17 protein-coding genes are annotated in these 13,176 nt (G+C 66.4%); 9 read left to right on the plus strand and 8 right to left on the minus strand.

The annotated features are described in order from the left end of the window. Positions 1–68: 68 nt before the first annotated feature. On the minus strand, positions 69–590 hold the full coding sequence (locus WBP06_RS17760; RefSeq protein WP_395330393.1) for a TlpA family protein disulfide reductase: 522 nt from the start codon (positions 588–590) through the stop codon (positions 69–71). An 82-nt stretch (positions 591–672) separates the two neighbouring features. Between WBP06_RS17760 and argH the strand changes: the two genes are divergently transcribed. The 8 genes from argH to WBP06_RS17800 all read left to right on the plus strand — a co-directional run bounded on the left by argH (position 673) and on the right by WBP06_RS17800 (position 7,206). Then, on the plus strand, positions 673–2,046 hold the full coding sequence (argH, locus tag WBP06_RS17765) for an argininosuccinate lyase (RefSeq protein WP_395334250.1): 1,374 nt from the start codon (positions 673–675) through the stop codon (positions 2,044–2,046). A gap of 5 nt (positions 2,047–2,051) precedes the next feature. Beyond that, positions 2,052–2,303, plus strand: coding sequence for a hypothetical protein (locus tag WBP06_RS17770; protein WP_395330395.1), 252 nt, complete (start codon positions 2,052–2,054; stop codon positions 2,301–2,303). A gap of 21 nt (positions 2,304–2,324) precedes the next feature. Further along, the gene (gene lysA, locus WBP06_RS17775; protein WP_395330397.1) at positions 2,325–3,587 is read left to right on the plus strand and encodes a diaminopimelate decarboxylase; all 1,263 of its coding nucleotides are present in this window, start codon (positions 2,325–2,327) and stop codon (positions 3,585–3,587) included. Between the two features lie 135 nt (positions 3,588–3,722). Beyond that, complete coding sequence (locus tag WBP06_RS17780) at positions 3,723–4,511, plus strand: siroheme synthase (protein WP_395330399.1); 789 nt, start codon at positions 3,723–3,725, stop codon at positions 4,509–4,511. A gap of 168 nt (positions 4,512–4,679) precedes the next feature. Further along, positions 4,680–4,859: a hypothetical protein gene (locus WBP06_RS17785; RefSeq protein ID WP_395330401.1), complete on the plus strand. Its 180-nt coding sequence runs from the start codon at positions 4,680–4,682 to the stop codon at positions 4,857–4,859. A 21-nt stretch (positions 4,860–4,880) separates the two neighbouring features. Beyond that, a complete protein-coding gene (locus WBP06_RS17790; protein ID WP_395330403.1) occupies positions 4,881–5,846 on the plus strand; it encodes a hypothetical protein in 966 nt (321 codons plus the stop codon). Next, the gene (locus WBP06_RS17795; RefSeq protein ID WP_395330405.1) at positions 5,846–6,745 is read left to right on the plus strand and encodes a transposase; all 900 of its coding nucleotides are present in this window, start codon (positions 5,846–5,848) and stop codon (positions 6,743–6,745) included. The genes WBP06_RS17790 and WBP06_RS17795 overlap by 1 nt, the downstream gene beginning before the upstream one ends. After that, positions 6,742–7,206: a hypothetical protein gene (locus WBP06_RS17800; protein ID WP_395330407.1), complete on the plus strand. Its 465-nt coding sequence runs from the start codon at positions 6,742–6,744 to the stop codon at positions 7,204–7,206. The genes WBP06_RS17795 and WBP06_RS17800 overlap by 4 nt, the downstream gene beginning before the upstream one ends. 13 nt (positions 7,207–7,219) lie before the next feature. Here WBP06_RS17800 and ruvX read toward each other — a convergent pair whose 3' ends face one another. From ruvX to pyrE, 7 genes are all read right to left on the minus strand, one after another. Beyond that, positions 7,220–7,705: a Holliday junction resolvase RuvX gene (gene ruvX, locus WBP06_RS17805; RefSeq protein WP_395330409.1), complete on the minus strand. Its 486-nt coding sequence runs from the start codon at positions 7,703–7,705 to the stop codon at positions 7,220–7,222. 31 nt (positions 7,706–7,736) lie between these two features. Further along, complete coding sequence (locus WBP06_RS17810) at positions 7,737–8,867, minus strand: AI-2E family transporter (RefSeq protein ID WP_395330411.1); 1,131 nt, start codon at positions 8,865–8,867, stop codon at positions 7,737–7,739. Further along, positions 8,864–9,793 carry a signal peptidase I gene (gene lepB, locus WBP06_RS17815; RefSeq protein ID WP_395330413.1) on the minus strand — a complete coding sequence of 310 codons (930 nt, stop codon included), beginning with the start codon at positions 9,791–9,793 and terminating at the stop codon, positions 8,864–8,866. Before lepB ends, WBP06_RS17810 begins: the two co-directional genes overlap by 4 nt. Positions 9,794–9,814: 21 nt before the next feature. Beyond that, entirely contained in the window at positions 9,815–10,225 is a 411-nt protein-coding gene (gene acpS, locus WBP06_RS17820) for a holo-ACP synthase (protein WP_395330415.1), read from the minus strand. After that, positions 10,222–10,965, minus strand: a complete 744-nt coding sequence (locus WBP06_RS17825; RefSeq protein ID WP_395330417.1) for a pyridoxine 5'-phosphate synthase — start codon at positions 10,963–10,965, stop codon at positions 10,222–10,224. Before WBP06_RS17825 ends, acpS begins: the two co-directional genes overlap by 4 nt. Continuing rightward, positions 10,962–11,210 (minus strand): hypothetical protein, encoded by a 249-nt coding sequence (locus WBP06_RS17830; protein WP_395330420.1) that lies wholly within the window; start codon positions 11,208–11,210, stop codon positions 10,962–10,964. Before WBP06_RS17830 ends, WBP06_RS17825 begins: the two co-directional genes overlap by 4 nt. A 79-nt stretch (positions 11,211–11,289) precedes the next feature. After that, positions 11,290–11,874 carry an orotate phosphoribosyltransferase gene (gene pyrE / locus WBP06_RS17835; protein ID WP_395330422.1) on the minus strand — a complete coding sequence of 195 codons (585 nt, stop codon included), beginning with the start codon at positions 11,872–11,874 and terminating at the stop codon, positions 11,290–11,292. Positions 11,875–12,096: 222 nt separating this feature from the next. Here pyrE and coxB point away from each other — a divergent pair, with 222 nt between their 5' ends. Beyond that, positions 12,097–13,152: a cytochrome c oxidase subunit II gene (coxB, locus tag WBP06_RS17840; protein WP_395330424.1), complete on the plus strand. Its 1,056-nt coding sequence runs from the start codon at positions 12,097–12,099 to the stop codon at positions 13,150–13,152. Positions 13,153–13,176 lie beyond the last annotated feature (24 nt).

Genomic DNA, 13,176 nt, shown 5'->3' on the forward strand with positions numbered 1-13,176 from the left:
CTTCTGGGATGCCGTAGTGTCTCATGCCACGGGCGGCAGGCAAAGCGCCTGCCGCCGCATCGCAATTCCTACTTGGCCTCGGCGATCAGCTTCTTCGCCTCGTCGCTGGTCCAGTCGTTGCCGCCGACGAAGCGCCAGACTTCCTTGCCCTGGCTGTCGAACAGCACGGTGATCGGCAGGTTGCCGCCGTACTGGAAGCCAAGGTCGCCATGCTCGTCCTGCCAGGGTTCGATATGGTCCAGCTTGCGGCGGTGCAGGATCTCCACCACTTTGCCCATGTCCGCCGTGTCTTCGGAAATCGGCAGGATTTGCACCGGCGAATCGGGATTGGCGGCCAATTCGTTCAGCGTCGGCATCTCGGCGATGCAGGGCGCGCACCATGTGGCCCAGAGGTTGACCAGCAGTGGCTTGCCCTTCAGCGAGGCGAGGTCGAGGGTTTCGCCGGTATTGTCCACCAAGGTAACGTCGGGGATCGGCTGGCCCTTGTGCGAACGGTCCAGCTTGTCGGTGGGTTTGGGTGCCTGCGCGACGGATTCCGTCGCCTGCGGTTGCGCCTCCTTCCCGCTTTGCTTATCGCAACCCGCGATCATGAGGGCTGAGGCCCCCGCCAGTGAACACAGGACAAGCGACTTGAGCGAAGTGGACGACAGCAAGGGGGCAGGCTCCAACCAGATGTGGGGCGGACGGTTCGCGGAAGGACCGTCGGCAATCATGCGCGAGATAAATGCCTCGATCCCCTTCGACAAGGCACTGTGGCGGCAGGACATCGCGGCCAGCAAGGCGCACGTCGCGATGCTGGCGGCTTGCGGCGTCGTTACCGACGCCGATGCGCTGGCGATTCGCGACGGTCTGGACGCGGTCGCCGCCGAGTACGAAGCCAGTGGCGTGCCCGAAAACTGGGACCTTGAAGACATCCACATGACCACAGAGGGCCGCCTGGCGGAACTCATCGGTCCGGCTGCCGGCCGCCTGCACACCGCGCGTTCGCGCAACGACCAGGTGGCGACCGATTTCCGCCTCTGGGTACGCGATGCGATGGATCAGGCCGATGCCGGGCTGGAGGCGCTGCAGAAGGCGCTGGTCGTTCGTGCAGGCGAGCATGCCGATTCGATCATGCCGGGCTTCACCCATCTGCAGACCGCGCAGCCGGTAACGCTGGGCCATCACCTGATGGCCTATTACGAGATGATCGGCCGCGACCGTTCGCGCTTTGCCGATGCGCGCAAGCGCATGAACCGCAGCCCGTTGGGCGCGGCGGCGCTGGCCGGCACCGGCTTCCCGATCGACCGGCACATGACCGCGCAGGCACTGGGCTTCGACGGGCCCACCGACAACAGCCTCGATTCGGTGTCGGACCGCGACTTCGCGCTCGATTACCTGATGGCAGCCAGCCAGTGCTCGCTGCACCTCTCGCGTCTGGCGGAAGAGTTCATCATCTGGGCCAGCCAGCCGTTCGGCTTCGTCGCGCTGCCCGATTCGCTGTCCACCGGCAGCTCGATCATGCCGCAGAAGAAGAACCCGGACGCGGCCGAACTGGTGCGCGGCCATTCGGGCCGGATCGTCGGCTGCCTGACCAGCCTGATGATCACCATGAAGGGCCTGCCGCTCGCCTATTCGAAGGACATGCAGGACGACAAGCCGCCGGTGTTCGAGGCGGCCAGCCTGCTGGCGCTGTCGATCGCGGCGATGACCGGCATGGTCGCCGAAACCCGCTTCCGCACCGATCGCATGCGCGGCGCGGCGGAACTGGGCTTCGCCACCGCCACCGATCTGGCCGACTGGCTGGTGCGCGAAGGCAACATTCCCTTCCGCGAGGCGCACCACATCACCGGTTCGGCGGTGAAGCTGGCCGAGCAGCGCGGCGTCGCGCTCGACCAATTGCCGCTGGAAGACCTGAAGGCCATCGACAGCCGCATCGACGAGCGCGTATTCAAGGCGCTCTCGGTCGAGGCTTCGGTCGCCGCGCGCAAGTCGCACGGCGGCACCGCGCCCGATCAGGTACGCCTGCGCGTGGCCGAAGCCCGGCTCGCGCTCGGTCTGGAGTGAGCTTGATGCGCAAGACTGCCGCCCTGATCCTGATACCGGTCCTTGCCGCAACGCTCGCCGGCTGCGGGCAGCGCGCACAGCTGACGGTCAAACAGGGCGAGCAGTTGCCGCCGGCGCCTTACGGGCGTGAGGTCAAGCCCAAGGCGGCGGAACTGCTGACGCCGCCCACGCTGGCCATTCCCGAACGCAGCGTGGAACTGCGCACCCGATCCGAGGAACGGCAGGACGATCCCTACGATCTGCCGCCGCCCGAATGAACTCCTGACGCCGAGAAAACCATGGACCATTTTGCCCTGAACAACGGCGAGCTTTTCGCCGAAGACGTCTCGCTGGCCGCCATTGCCGCCGAAGTCGGCACGCCCGTCTACGTCTATTCGCGCGCCACGCTCAGCCGCCATGCGCGCGTCTTCCGCGCCGCGCTTTCGGCGCTGCCCAGCGTCCACATCGCCTTTGCGGTCAAGTCCAACCCCAACCTTGCGGTGCTGCGCCTGCTGGCCAACGAAGGCTATGGTGCGGACGTGGTTTCCGAGGGCGAGATGAACCGCGCGCTGGCCGCCGGCATCCCGGCGGAGGACGTGGTTTTCTCCGGCGTTGGCAAGACGCGCCGCGAACTGACGGCGGCGGTGAAGGCCGGGATCGGCCAGTTCAATCTGGAGAGCGAGGAAGAAGGCGTCGAACTCGCGGAAATCGCGGCGGGGCTGGGCCTCAAGGCGGCTTGCGCGCTTCGCGTGAACCCCGATGTCGATGCGCGCACCCACGCCAAGATCTCGACCGGCAAGGCAGAGAACAAGTTCGGCGTCGCCTATGATCGCGCCGCCGGCATCTACGCGCGCCTTTCCGCGCTGCCCGGCCTCGATATGCGCGGCCTTGCCGTCCACATCGGCAGCCAGATTTCGGACCTCGAACCCTCGCGGCAGGCCTTCATCAAGATGGGCGCGCTGATGGAAGAGATCCGCGCGGCGGGCCAGAAGGTCACCCACATGGACCTCGGCGGCGGCCTTGGCGTGCCCTACAAGGCCAGCGACGTGCTGCCCACGCCGGAAGATTACGGCGCGATGGTCGCATCGGTCGCCAAGGACTGGGGCGTTACGCTGATGTTCGAGCCGGGCCGCGTGATCACCGGCAATTCGGGTGTGCTCGTCACCGAAGTCGTGCGCGTGAAGCAGGGCACGGTGAACCCGTTCGTGGTGGTCGATGCCGCGATGAACGATCTTGCCCGCCCCGCCATGTACGATGCCTGGCACGACTTCGCGGCCGTGAAGCCCAGCGGCAAGACCGTCACCGCCAACATCGTCGGCCCGATCTGCGAAAGCTCCGACACCTTCGCGATGGGGCGGCAGATCGACGAAGTCGTCGCGGGCGATCTGGCGATCTTCCGCACGGCCGGTGCCTATGGCGCGACGATGGCGAACACCTACAACAGCCGCGCGCTGGTGCCGGAAGTCATGGTGGACGGCGACAAGTGGGCGATCGTGGCCGAGCGTATCGAGCCGGCGACGATCCTGGCCGCCGAAACCGTGCCGGACTGGTTGAAGGCCTGATCGACAACGGGCGCGCGATCCGCCCCGATCGGGAGGGATCGCGCGCCATTTGTCGTTTGTTTGCTGCATTTTCGCTGAACTTACCGGGCCGCCGGGTGATTTCGCCCGACTGTAAAATGCTCTAGGGTCGCCGGCATGATCGCCAGCCTGCCCCTGTTTCACCGCGTACTCGATCGCCCCGTCATCGTGCTTGGGGTGGGCGAGGCGGCGGAAGCGAAGCGGCGGCTGGTGGCGAGGGCCGGCGCCATGCTGTTCGACGATCTGGACGCGGGATGCCGCGCCGGCGCCCGGCTGGCCTTCGTCGCCCACGAGGACGCGGCCGAGGCGGAGGCCGAGGCGCAGCGCGCGCGGCAGGCCGGACTGCTGGTCAATGTAGTCGACCGGCCGGCGCTATGCGATTTCACCGTGCCCTCCGTGCTCGACCGTTCGCCCGTACTGGTGGCGATCGGCACCGGCGGCGCTTCGGCCGGGCTGGCCAAGCAGCTCAGGCTGCGGCTGGAAGCACTGCTTCCCCCATCGTTGGGGCCGTTGGCGCACGCGCTGCATGCGGCGCGCGCGGCCTTGCGCGCGCGTTTTCCCGACGCCGGCGACCGTCGCCGCGCATTGGACGCGGCATTGGGGCAGGGCGGGGCGTTGGACCCCTTGGCAACGGAATCGGTCGCCCATGTCGATGCCTGGCTGGCCGGTGCGCCGCTCGAGGCGGGAGGGCGGGTGGACCTGCAGTTGCGCAGCCAGGATCCGGAGGATCTGACCTTGCGCGAGGCGCGCCTGCTTGGTTCGGCGGATCTCGTGCTCCATGAGGCCGGCGTCGCGCCTGAGGTGCTGGACCGCGCCCGCGCCGATGCCGCGCGCGGCGTGCTGGGCGAACACGGCGGAGACGCCGCCTCAGGCGCGCTGATCGTCATCCTGCGGGCGCCGCAATAGATCCGACCGGGTATTAACCACGATCTATTCAGGCGCGCCGACGACTTGAACGGTTGTCCATTCGAAGTTAATTATCCATTTATAATTGCAAGGAATTAATTCACGCTACTCCTTCCCGTGGGGCATTTTTGTCCGAACGGCGGCGGACACCATGCCAAGAGGGACAACGTGCAGCAGACGGATTTTCCGATACCCATCCTGCCCCGCATCGACATCTCGCGGATACCCGAGCTGGAGGATCTGATCGGGCTGTTCGGAATCTCCGCCGACGCCGCGCACCGGCATTCGCTGGACGATAACCGCGCGGAACTGCTCGATTGCCTTTACGCATTCCATCCCGGGGCGTGAGGGGCACTGCACAGGACGGGGATGACAGGTTTCGGAATGGACGTGATCGACTGGGAGCGCGGCCAGAGGCGGCTGGCTTCTGCGGTGAGGTTATGGCGGTCGGGCGATGCGGCCGGGCCGGTGCTGGCGGCGCTGGGCCGGTTTGCGGACGGCGCGCCGATCGACGAATGTCCGGCATTGGCGGCGCTTTTCGGCAAGGACGGATCGCTGGCCGAGCGGCTGGCAAACGGATTGGTGGGCGGCCTGGTCGACGCCATCCTGCCGCTTCTCCGCGAAAACCCATTGGGGCAATTGCCGCTGCGCCATGCCGGTCGGAAGACGGCGCATACGCTGCTGCTGGCGCGTGAGCGGGATGCCAGCCTGGCGGTGACGGTTCATGACGGCGCGGCCTTGGCGGCTCGGCCGATCCCGCATAGCGCCGAATTCGCGCCGGTAGAGACCTGGATGCGGGTCATGGCGGGGGCGGGCACCGCCGCGTGCCACTTGCGCGATCCTGCGCGGCCCGGGCACGTGGTACGATCGGAGTTAGTGTTGACGCCAGGCACGGTCCTGCAGCGCGATGGCCGGCGCGAGGCGATGCAGGTGCGCGCGGCGCAGGGGGCGCTGGTCGTCCTGCGTCTGCAACGGCGTCTCGAGGATGCCGACGGCATATGCGAACTGGCGATCGAGGATGGCATGCCGCTTCGTCGCGCCCCGGCGCGGATCGAGGATAGCCGGCTGGAACTGGCGGTGTCGGTGCTGGCGGCCCAGGGCCGCCGCGATGCGGTTCCCGCGCTGGGGCGGATCGTCAGCGGATCGGAGTCGGCCGCGCTGCGCTGGTCGGCGCTGCGGGCAGTGTTGGCACTGGATACCCGTGCCGGGCTGGTGCTGCTGGGCGAACTGGCCGATGGCGACGATCCGGCATTGGCTGCAGCGGCGCAAGGCGTGCGGCGCGACCTGCTGGTCGAATGGCCAGAACTGGAAAAGGTGGCGCAATGGCGCGGGTGATGACACGGCGCGATCCGACCGGGGCCTCGCTGGCCGAATGCACGGAAGCGTTGGCGAGTTGGGGCTTCGATCCGCGTGACGAAGTCAGCCTTTCGCATGCGGCGAACTGGCTGCAGCGGTTGGGCAACGACCGGAACTTTCTGGGCGACGTGCTGGTCGATCTGCTGGCCGGGCTGGCGCCGGTGCCTGCCGATGCCGAAGGGCTTGCGGCTGGCGGGCCGCAAACGGTGATGCTGGTGCCCCCGGGGCGCGGCGACTTTTCGATCCGGGCGCGCATCTGGGCGTCCCCGCGCGAAGCGGTCTACCGCGCCAGCGGCCCGGCGGCCTGCGGCTATGGCGAGGCGCATGACTTTGCAGGCGACGTGCTCTCGCTCGGCTATTTCGGCCCCGGCTATCTGGGGGAGGACTATGAATACGACCCGGAAGCGGTGATCGGTCATGTGGGCGAGCGGGTCGATTTACGGCTGGTGGGCCGCGGGCCGCTCGAGGAAGGGCGGCTGATCCATTACCGCGCCCGGCGCGACGTGCTGCTGTGCCAGCCGCCGGAAGCGCTTTCGGTCTCGGTGGACCTTGTCCACACCGATCCGGCGCAAGGCTGGGAAAGCCATCACACATTCGACGTCGCCCGGGGCGAGATTACCGAGCTTCTGGGCCACGGCCCTTCGGAAAGTTTCCTGCGCGTGGCGGTGGCGCTGGGTGGGGAAGCGGCGAAGGACCTCGCCACGCGTTTCGGCGAGCGGCATCCCAGCGATCGGATGCGGCTTGTCGCATGGCAGGCGCTGGCGGCGCGGGAGAACGACCTTGCCGCGCGCGATGCCGTCTGGGAAGCTGCGGAGCGGTCCGGCAGCCGGCTGGTGGCCGAAGCGGCCAGGCGGCAACGCGGGGGCGTGCAGGAGTGACGGCGGGTATCTGCTCCGGAATTTGGCCCAGAATTCGGCTCCGCATTCGCATCCTTGTTCGCAGGGCGGCGCCGGTGGTCGGGTGGATGGGGCTTGGCGCCTATGTCATGCTGTGGTTTGTCGTCTGGCGGATGCCGGACCTTGAGGAGCGACTTCGCGACTATAGCGGTCTTGCGTATTTTCTGATGATGATCGGTGCGCTTCTCTCGGGCATTCCCAAGGCTGCTCCATCGACCGTTCCGAACCTGGGAGTGGATTGGACGGGAGCGTTGACTGTCGTGCTGTGCGGCGCGGCCGCCATGGTCGCGACGTGGGTCAGCGGGGCGCCGCAAAGAATCCTGGAGATCGGTGTGATCGGCGTGGCCACGGCGGTGCTGGCCGCCGTAGCCCTGCGCTTCGCTTTACGGCACAAGGGGCAGATCGGCGAACAGCGCTTCGAGACCACGCCGCCCGCGATCTAAATATTGGCTGGCCTCAGAACATCCCGCCGGCCAGCGCGTCGATCGCGCCTTGCAGGATCACGGCGGCGGCGGCCGAATCGATGCGGGTGGCGCGCTTGGCCCGGCTCATGTCCTGTTCGATCAGCCCACGCTCCGCGCCGCTGGTGGACCAGCGTTCGTCCCACAGCAGGATCGGCAGACCCAGCGCGGTCAGGTTGCGGGCATAGGCGCGGCTCGATTGCGAGCGTGGACCTTCGGATCCGTCCATGTTGAGCGGCAGGCCGATGACGATGCCCTTGAGGGAGCGTTCGCGGATCAGTTCCTCCAACAGCACCTTGTCCGCGCCGAACTTGCCGCGTTTCAGCGTCTTGCCGGGCGAGGCGAAGCGCCAGCCAGCGTCGCAGAAGGCGGTGCCGATGGTCTGGGTACCCAGATCGAGCCCGAGCAGCGCGCCGCCGGTTTCCGGCAGCGCGTCCCGAAATTCCAGCGCGCCGGTGGTGATCACTGTCCCGTCTGCCATCTAGGCCGTCCTCTTCACGAATGGACGGCCCTCATAGAGAGGTCGTCTGCTCCGGGGAAGCGGGGGCGAGATCGTCGTTGCGCTCGGCCTGCCGTTCCAGCCAGATCTTGATCATCGCCACCAGCGGATCGGCCAGGGCCAGCCCCAGCAGCCCGAACAGCACGCCCATGATCAACTGCGCCGCCAGCACCAGTGCGGGCGGCAGGTCCACCGCCTTGCGGGCGATGACTGGCACGATCAGATAACCGTCGATCAGGTGGATCAGCGCGTAGACGAAGATCGTGTAGAGCCCCATCTCATAGCTGCCGGAAAAGCCGACAAGGATCATCAGCAGGCCGGAGATCGGCGCGCCGATGTTGGGCAGGAAGGCCAGCAAGCCGGTGATCAGCGCCAGCAGCGTTGCCATCGGCACGCCGTAGATTTCCAGCATGACCCAGGTGAACAGCCCCTCCACCGTCATGCCGATCACGCGCCCGAGCAGCAGGCGGCGCAGCGCCTGCCCCATGATCCCTGCCGTTTCCTCGAAATGTTCGCGGCGGTCGTGGGGAAGCATCCAGCCCACCCCGCGCCGGTAAAGCAGCGGTTCGAGCGCGAAGTAGATGCCCAGCACCAGAATCAGGAAAAGCGTGGTCAGCCCGCCGATCAACCCGCCGACCATTCGGGTGACTTGCCCGATGCCGCCGCCGACCCCGCTGATCGCCTCCTTGGCGAGCGAGCGCATATCGGTGACGCGCAGCATGAAGCCGTGGCTTTCCAGCCAGACGGCGCCGCGATGGAACTGGCTTTCCAGCGTGGCGGGAAGTTCGGCAGCCTGCGCGGCGATCTGGCTGCCGGCGAAATCGCCCATCCAGACGACGAAGGCCAGCGCCAGCAACAGCACCAGCCCAACGCGCCAGCCGCGCGGGATCTTCAGCACTTTGCCCAGCAGGCGCGCGCCGCCGTCGATCAGTGCGGCCACCACCACGCCGCCGAAGATCACCAGCAGCGATTGCGAAAGGAACACGATCAGCGCGAAAAGCGCGGCCATGCCGATCCATACGAAGGCCTTGCGGGCCTCCGTGCGGATCAGCGGATCGGCAATGTCGGTTGGCCCGGTACGCTCCTCCAGCGGGACCGGACTGTCGGCTCCGTCCGGATGCGGGGAGTGACCGGTGCCGCTCACTTCCAGGCCTTGGCGGGATCGACCGGCGGACGCAGGCTGGAGAAGGCCCGGCCTTCACGCAGCGCCTTCCACCAGGTCAGCGGGTTCCAGGTCTGCGTCCCGTCCAGCGAGAAGGTGATGAATTCCGCGCGGCCGCCGATATTGGTCAGCGGCACCGGCCCGCCCAGGCCGCCGCTGGGCTGCCCGAACACGTCGGTTTCGAACGGGGCGCGGCTGTCGGCCGAGCGGTCGCGGTCGTCGCCCATCAGGAACACATGGCCTTCGGGCACCTTGATCTCCGGATAATTGTCCAGCTCCTGATCGATATAGTCGATCACATCGTAACTGGCGCCGTTGGGCAAGGTTTCACGATAGGTCGGCAATTCGTAGACTTCCTTGCCGCTGGGCAGGCGGGTGCGGAACATCTCGAAGCCGTCGTAGCAGTGGCCGGGTTCGGCATCGCCCTCGCAACGCAGCGAATCGTCGGCGGGAATCCGCACTGGCGGCTCGACCTGGCGCGGTACGAACTGGCCGTTCAGGCGGATGCGGCCGTTGATCACCGCGATGCGATCGCCCGGCCGGGCCACCACGCGCTTGATCAGGTCCGCCGTGCGGTTGGCGGGCACGACGATGACGATGTCGCCATATTCGGGCGTGTGTTCGAAGATATGCCAGGTGCTGCGCTGCAGCAGGTGGAAGCTGATCGAGGACCAGTTCCAGCCATAGGGATACTTGGAAACCACCAGCCGGTCACCCACCAGCAGGTTCGGCATCATCGAGATCGACGGGATGTAGAATGGCTTGGCGATCAGTGAATGGAACGCCAGCACACCCAGCAGCATCAGCGCCAGCCCGCGCAGTTCCTGCAACCAGTTGACCCTTTCCTTCTCGGCCGGCTTCGCGGGCGCGTTTTCGGGGGCGGAGGTCTGGGGAAGGTCTTCGGCCATGGTGAGGGCGCAGAACTCGAATCAGGATTGGGGAAGGGGACGGGCTTCGATGATCACGAAGGCCTGGGCCCATGGGTGATCGTCCGTGAGCGTTAGGTGAATGACGGCTTCATGGCCAGCCGGGATCAGGCTTTCCAGCCGGGTTTTTGCGCCGCCGCTCAGCGCCAGGGTCGGCGCGCCCGACGGCGCGTTGACCACGCCGATGTCCTTCATGAACACGCCGGCCTTGAACCCGGTGCCCACGGCCTTGGAGAAAGCCTCCTTGGCGGCGAAACGCTTGGCCAGCGTGCCTGCGATCGTGTGCGGACGGCGGGCCGCTTTGGCACGCTCCACCTCGGTGAAGACGCGGTTGAGGAAACGCTCGCCATAGCGGTCGAGCGAGTTCTGGATCCGCTCGATATTGCAGAGGTCGGAGCCCAGGCCGATGATCACCGCACTTCGTCCATCAGGGCACGCATCTTCTTCACGCTTGCCTCCAGCCCGCAGAAAATGGCTTCACCGATCAGATAGTGACCGATGTTGAGTTCTGCGAGTTGTGGAATCGCGGCGATCGGCTGCACGTTGTCGTATGTAAGGCCGTGCCCGGCATGGGGCTCGATGCCGTTCTTGGCGGCCAGCGCGGCCATATCGACGATGCGGCGCAGTTCCACCGCGACCTGATCGCCCTCGGCATGGGCATATTCGCCGGTGTGGAACTCCACCACGGGCGCCCCCAGCTTCATCGCCGCTTCGATCTGGCGCGGTTCGGGGGCGATGAACAGGCTGACGCGCACGCCGGCATCGGCAAGACGCGCGACGATCGGCGCAAGCCGGTTGTGCTGCCCCGCCGCATCCAGCCCGCCCTCGGTCGTGCGTTCCTCGCGCCGTTCGGGCACGATGCAGGCCGCGTGCGGTTTGTGGCGCAGCGCGATTTCCAGCATTTCGTCCGTAGCCGCCATCTCCAGGTTGATCGGCAGGCCGGTGGCGGCGGCAACGCGCTCCAGATCCTCGTCGCGGATATGGCGGCGATCTTCACGCAAGTGCACGGTGATGCCATCGCCGCCTGCCGCCGCGACGATCTGCGCCGCGCGGGCGGGATCGGGATGCTCACCGCCGCGCGCATTGCGGATGGTGGCGACGTGGTCGATGTTCACGCCAAGGCGCAGGCGGGACGGATTGAGCACGGAAGTCATCGGCAGTTCACCATGGAAAGCACGTCATAGGGAAAACCCGGTTGTTTTCGGGTATTGCCATAATTCGCGGGACGGTGGCGCGAAAGGAAGATCACCGCGCGCCCGGTGCGGGGAATCTGATAATTGCGATGTTCAAAACCGGCAATGAGTCCTTGCCGTTCTGCCGTGCGTTCTTCGGCGGTGCCGCGCCGGGCGGCCATGGCATGGTGCGGCTTCGATTCGAAAAGGAGGGGGCGGATGTCCATGCGACAACCGGGAAAGCGGGTATCGCCAAGGCGATAGCCGGCTTTCCGGGAAGCCGCATGGGCATCGTTCGAGGTGCTCTCAGGCCTGCGCGCGACTGCCGGGCTTGACTGCCTGGGTGGCGGCCAGTTCCGGCGGCAGTTCATCCGGCGCGTATGTCGGAAAATTGAGCGCGACGAGCGGGAAATAGGGCACGCCCAGGTCCACCGAACCGCCCGAACGGTCCACCAGCGATGCCGCCGCGATCACTTCGCCGCCGGCTTCCTCGATCGCCTTGATCGCCTCACGGCTGGAAAGGCCGGTGGTCACGACGTCTTCGACCATCAGCACCTTGTCGCCCGGTTCCAGCGCAAAGCCACGGCGAAGCTCGAAAGTGCCGGTGGGGCGTTCGACGAACATCGCGTCTACCTGCAGCGCGCGGCCCATTTCCTGACCGATGATGACGCCGCCCATGGCCGGCGAGACGACCTTGTCGATCGACTTGCGAATATCGTGGGGGAGTTTTGCGGCCAGGGCGACGGCGAGTCGCGCGGCGCGATCGGGGTTCATCAGGACCCGTGCACACTGCAGGTAATGGGCGCTGTGACGGCCCGAGGAAAGCAGGAAATGCCCCTCAAGCAAGGCCTTGCTGGCGCGGAACTCGATGAGGACGTCTTCTTCCTGCATGGCGGCGTAATCCTTTGGTGCAATTTGCAATGTTCGGGCGCGATATCGCGCCATGGGGGAGCGAAAATCCCCTAGAGGCGCTTGAGACGAGCGGCAAGGCCGCGTATAGCCCCCTGAGAAGGGGGGCAAAAGCCTCCGCAACAGGGGTGCGCGCTTGGGAGGCGACTCTTTTCTGGAGACGAGTCTCTAGGCGCGAATAAGAAACGGGAAAGCGCTGAATCCATGACATTGGGCAAGACCGTTCGTAATTTGGGTGAGGCTGCAAAGGCCTTTGGATTGGCAGTTTTCGCGTTTGGTGCCGTTTTCGGCGCCTCTGCCGCTGCTTACGCGGCGGATGCGGCAGCGCCTGCCGCCGGATACACGCCGATGAAGCCGACGCCGGGCGTCGGTATGCCGGTTGATGGCGGCATCGGCCTGCAGGGCGAATATTCGAAGATCGGTGAATATGGCGAGTGGATGCACGACATCGTGCTGATGCCGATCATCACCGCGATCTGCGTCTTCGTGCTGTTCCTGCTGCTGGTGATCGTGGTGCGTTTCAACCGCCGCGCCAATCCGGTTCCTTCCAAGACCAGCCACAACACCATCCTCGAAGTGGTGTGGACGCTGCTTCCCGTGCTGATCCTGATCGGCATCGCGGTCCCCTCGATCGACCTGATCGCCAAGCAGTACAAGCCGGCCCCCAAGGGCGCGCTGACCATCAAGGTCACGGGCAACCAGTGGTTCTGGACGTACGGCTATCCCGACAATGGCGATTTCGAAGTCGTTTCGAACATGCTCAACATCCCCGGTCAGCCGGTGATCAACAACGGCGTGCGCGAAGTGGGCTCCAAGCCCTGGGACGGCCCCTCGCACCTTGAGGTGGACAACCGCATGGTCGTGCCGGTGGGCGAACCGATCCGCCTGCAGATCACCGCAGCGGACGTGATCCACTCGTTCGCGGTCCCCTCGCTCTGGTTCAAGCTCGACGCGGTTCCCGGCCGCATCAACGAGAAGGTACTTCTGGTCGAAAAGCCGGGCGTCTACTACGGCCAGTGCTCCGAACTGTGCGGCGCCAAGCACGGCTACATGCCAATCGCGGTGGAGGCCCTGCCGCGCAAGCAATACGATGCCTGGGTCCTGACCCACGCCGGCGGCGTGATCGACGGACAGGCCAAGCCCGCAGCAACGGCTCCGGCCGCTGCCGCCGGCGCGGCACCTGCTGCGGCTGCCACGGCGGAGGCTTCGGAAGCCCCGGCCACGGCAGGCGCGACCGACGCCACCGCAGCCGCTGAATAAGAGCGAATTGAAGGACAGGGTCCC

The organism is Novosphingobium mississippiense, from assembly GCF_044029535.1.
Lineage (GTDB): Bacteria > Pseudomonadota > Alphaproteobacteria > Sphingomonadales > Sphingomonadaceae > Novosphingobium.

What these genes read in the sequence shown, in the direction of transcription:
- ruvX (WP_395330409.1), bottom strand. Translation starts at nt 7,705, where the DNA reads ATGGCAGACGGGACAGTGATCACCACCGGCGCGCTGGAATTTCGGGAC.
- coxB (WP_395330424.1), top strand. Translation starts at nt 12,097, where the DNA reads ATGACATTGGGCAAGACCGTTCGTAATTTGGGTGAGGCTGCAAAGGCC.
- lysA (WP_395330397.1), top strand. Translation starts at nt 2,325, where the DNA reads ATGGACCATTTTGCCCTGAACAACGGCGAGCTTTTCGCCGAAGACGTC.
- WBP06_RS17830 (WP_395330420.1), bottom strand. Translation starts at nt 11,210, where the DNA reads ATGGACATCCGCCCCCTCCTTTTCGAATCGAAGCCGCACCATGCCATG.
- WBP06_RS17770 (WP_395330395.1), top strand. Translation starts at nt 2,052, where the DNA reads ATGCGCAAGACTGCCGCCCTGATCCTGATACCGGTCCTTGCCGCAACG.
- pyrE (WP_395330422.1), bottom strand. Translation starts at nt 11,874, where the DNA reads ATGCAGGAAGAAGACGTCCTCATCGAGTTCCGCGCCAGCAAGGCCTTG.
- lepB (WP_395330413.1), bottom strand. Translation starts at nt 9,793, where the DNA reads ATGGCCGAAGACCTTCCCCAGACCTCCGCCCCCGAAAACGCGCCCGCG.
- WBP06_RS17780 (WP_395330399.1), top strand. Translation starts at nt 3,723, where the DNA reads ATGATCGCCAGCCTGCCCCTGTTTCACCGCGTACTCGATCGCCCCGTC.
- argH (WP_395334250.1), top strand. Translation starts at nt 673, where the DNA reads ATGTGGGGCGGACGGTTCGCGGAAGGACCGTCGGCAATCATGCGCGAG.
- WBP06_RS17825 (WP_395330417.1), bottom strand. Translation starts at nt 10,965, where the DNA reads ATGACTTCCGTGCTCAATCCGTCCCGCCTGCGCCTTGGCGTGAACATC.
- WBP06_RS17760 (WP_395330393.1), bottom strand. Translation starts at nt 590, where the DNA reads ATGATCGCGGGTTGCGATAAGCAAAGCGGGAAGGAGGCGCAACCGCAG.
- WBP06_RS17790 (WP_395330403.1), top strand. Translation starts at nt 4,881, where the DNA reads ATGACAGGTTTCGGAATGGACGTGATCGACTGGGAGCGCGGCCAGAGG.
- WBP06_RS17795 (WP_395330405.1), top strand. Translation starts at nt 5,846, where the DNA reads ATGACACGGCGCGATCCGACCGGGGCCTCGCTGGCCGAATGCACGGAA.